Raw genomic sequence first — 2,916 nt, 5'->3', positions numbered from 1 at the left:
CGGGACGACCTGGCGGAGCGCGCGGCCAGGCTGCTGGAGTGGGTGTGGGAGGAGACCGTACGGCCCTCCTGGGAGCGGCGCCGGCGGGTGCTGGAGGCGGATGTGCTGGCGCGGACGGCGCAGGTGGGCCGGGGCGGCTGGGCGAGCGCGCTGGGCGGGCTGCGGCCGGGCGGGACGCGCTGGCTCGGGGACAACCGGTTCCAGGTCAACCTGCACGAGTATCCGCCGCGCGACATCTCCGGCGCCGATCTGCTCTTCGTGCCGGTGACCCCGCAGCGGCAGGGCTGGGTGTCCTGGGCGGAGCGGGAGCGGTACGCCGTGGTCTACCCGTGCGCCGGCGTGCTGGCCGGGGACGGCGGGCGTGCGGTGCCGGCGGGGCTGGGCGCCCTGCTGGGGCCGGCCCGGGCCGGGGTGCTCGTGCTGCTCCGCTCGCCCATGAGCACCACCCAGCTGACCGCCGTGACCGGGCAGGGCCTCGGTTCCGTCGGGCGGCATCTGAAGGTGCTGCGCGAGGCGGGTCTGGTGGAGCGGCGGAGGGCCGGACGGGCGGTGCTGTACGCGCGGACGACGGCCGGGGACGTGCTGGTCGAGGCGAGCGGGCCGGACGTGTGGGGGCGGCAGCGGCGGGCGCGGGAGGGCGGGGAGCTAGCATCCGGTGACATGACGACTACTGAGCACAGCGGCTCCCCGCTGGACGTCGAGATCGGTGCCCTCCAGGGCGGTTCCGCGGATCTGGCGCAATTCGCGGGCAAGGCCGTCCTCATCGTGAACGTGGCCTCCAAGTGCGGCCTGACCCCGCAGTACTCGGCGCTGGAGGAGCTGCAGAAGCGGTACGCCGCACGCGGCTTCACCGTGCTGGGCGTGCCCTGCAACCAGTTCCTCGGGCAGGAGCCGGGCAGCGCCGAGGAGATCGCGCGGTTCTGCTCGGCGACCTACGGCGTCACCTTCCCGCTGACCGAGAAGGTGGAGGTGAACGGCCCGGGCCGGCACCCGCTGTACGAGCGGCTCGTCGGATTCGCCGACGCCGAGGGGCACAGCGGGGACATCCGCTGGAACTTCGAGAAGTTCCTGATCGGCCGGGACGGCCGGGTCGTCGCCCGGTTCTCGCCGCAGACCGAGCCGGACTCGGCCGAGGTCGTCGCCGCGGTCGAGTCCCAGCTGGGCTGAGCCCGCTGCCCGCGCCGGGCAACGGGCGGCCGGGACATGGGGAGAGCCCTCTCGGCAAGGACGGCGACTGGTCGAGAGGGCTCTTCGGTGGTGCGTGTGCGGTTGTCGTGCCGGGCGGGGCCGGGAAGGTCCCTTACCGCCTTGACGGGGGCTCTTACGACTTGGCGGAGGACCTTACGCCTTGACGGAGGCGACGAAGGCGTTCCAGGCGTCGGCGGGGAAGGCCAGCACCGGGCCCTCGATGTCCTTGGAGTCACGGACGGCGAGCTCGGCGGCGGTCGGCGCCTTGACCTCGACGCAGGCGCCGTTGCCCCCGGAGTACGACGACTTCATCCACGTCTCCGAAGCGCCCTGAATCAGTGCCATGTCCACTCCTGTGCGGTTGCGGTGGTCCGGTTCGCGCCAACCGTGTCCTCCGATTGGCATGATCGACGCTAGCGGGCAACTTCCCCCGGCGGAGGAGCCGTTCACTCGACCGGATGGCATATTCCAGGCGAGCCTTCCACAGAAGCGGACCGTCGGTGTACGATCCCGCGCCCGTACCTCTCTCGCCTCAGTCGGCGAACCTTTTCGCCGCTTCCGCGATGAACTGCCGGGACACCTCCACATTGTGCGACTGCGCCCGCAAGTGCTCGTACATCACGGCGTACTTCTGCACGTCCTGCGCCTTCTCCAGGTACAGGTCGCTGGTGACGCCCTCCAGGTACACCACGCTGGAGTCGGCCGCGTCGGCGAACTCCAGGATCGCGTACTGGCCGTTGATGCCCGGGTGCGCGCCCACCTCGAACGGCAGCACCTGCACGGTGATGTGCGGCAGCTCGGACAGTTCGATGAGGTGCTCCAACTGCTCGCGCATCACCAGCCTGCTGCCCACCACCCGGTGCAGCGCGGCCTCGTCCAGCACCACCCACAGCCGCAGCGGGTTGCGTTCGGTGGTGATGCGCTCCTGCCGCCGCATCCGCACCTCGACGCGCTTGTCGATCTCCTCCGCCGAGGTCTCCGGCAGCGCGCCGCGCACCAGCGCCTCGGCGTAGGGGCGGGTCTGCAGCAGACCGGTGACGATCTGCGGTTCGTACACCCGCAGCGACTCCGCGTCGGTCTCCAGGCCGATGTACACGCTGTACGGGATGTCCCCGAAGGTGTGCCACCAGCCCTGCTGCCGCGAGTCGCGGGCCATCTCCATCAGGGAGTCGACGATCCGCTTGTCCTCGACCTCGTACACCCCGCACAGGTCGCGCACATCGCGCTGACTGATGCTCCTCCGGCCGTTCTCCAGCCTGCTGATCTTCGACTGCGACACCAGCAGTCGCTCCGCCACCTCTTCGGCCGTCATGCCCTTGAGCTCGCGGAGTCTGCGCAGCTCCTGGCCCAGCCGGCGTCGCCTTACGGTGGGATTGACATTGGACGCCACGGGACGTGCACCTCCGGCTGCCTGCCTGTGACTTGACACTTTCCGTATCTGCTGTTGAGCAGACTGCCACCCGGGTGCTTACCAGCGCTGGGAAACGGCGGATATGCAACGCCCTTCGACGACGCCCTTCGAACGGGTGGACGCAGTCGAGCGGGACGGCGGGACCACCACAGCGGTCTCACCGTCCCGCTCCGACCAGCGGCTCCCGAACCGGGTCTGTGCGTACCGGGTCCGTGCGCACCGGGCCTACGGCCCGGTGTGCGGTCGTGCGTGCGGCTCAGTGGGCCACGGCACGGGCCATCGACCCGTGGCGCGGCTGCATCGGAACCCCGCGTGCG

The 2,916-nt window shown here is 70.9% G+C and carries 3 protein-coding genes and 1 pseudogene; 2 read left to right on the top strand and 2 right to left on the bottom strand.

Annotated features, from left to right (window positions below; all coding sequences use genetic code 11):
* Window positions 1–42 precede the first annotated feature (42 nt).
* Together H5J33_RS29485 and H5J33_RS29480 are read left to right on the top strand one after the other, a co-directional pair.
* Window positions 43–522, top strand: a pseudogene (locus tag H5J33_RS29485) (ArsR/SmtB family transcription factor); the annotation flags it as partial.
* Window positions 523–660: 138 nt separating this feature from the next.
* Window positions 661–1,167, top strand: coding sequence for a glutathione peroxidase (locus H5J33_RS29480; protein WP_258565477.1), 507 nt, complete (start codon window positions 661–663; stop codon window positions 1,165–1,167).
* A gap of 174 nt (window positions 1,168–1,341) precedes the next feature.
* On the opposite strand, the gene H5J33_RS29475 is transcribed toward H5J33_RS29480, so the two are convergent.
* Both H5J33_RS29475 and H5J33_RS29470 read right to left on the bottom strand, forming a co-directional pair.
* Window positions 1,342–1,533 (bottom strand): DUF397 domain-containing protein, encoded by a 192-nt coding sequence (locus tag H5J33_RS29475; protein ID WP_030615831.1) that lies wholly within the window; start codon window positions 1,531–1,533, stop codon window positions 1,342–1,344.
* A 187-nt stretch (window positions 1,534–1,720) separates the two neighbouring features.
* Window positions 1,721–2,578 (bottom strand): helix-turn-helix transcriptional regulator, encoded by an 858-nt coding sequence (locus H5J33_RS29470; protein ID WP_181797853.1) that lies wholly within the window; start codon window positions 2,576–2,578, stop codon window positions 1,721–1,723.
* Window positions 2,579–2,916 lie beyond the last annotated feature (338 nt).

Origin of the sequence: Streptomyces sp. WELS2 (assembly GCF_013870595.1) — a bacterium.
Lineage (GTDB): Bacteria > Actinomycetota > Actinomycetes > Streptomycetales > Streptomycetaceae > Streptomyces.
This window is presented reverse-complemented; position numbering and strand designations above follow the sequence as displayed.

Bases quoted from the DNA above. Each gene is read 5' to 3' on its own strand.
- H5J33_RS29480 (WP_258565477.1), top strand. From the start codon at position 661: ATGACGACTACTGAGCACAGCGGCTCCCCGCTGGACGTCGAGATCGGT.
- H5J33_RS29475 (WP_030615831.1), bottom strand. From the start codon at position 1,533: ATGGCACTGATTCAGGGCGCTTCGGAGACGTGGATGAAGTCGTCGTAC.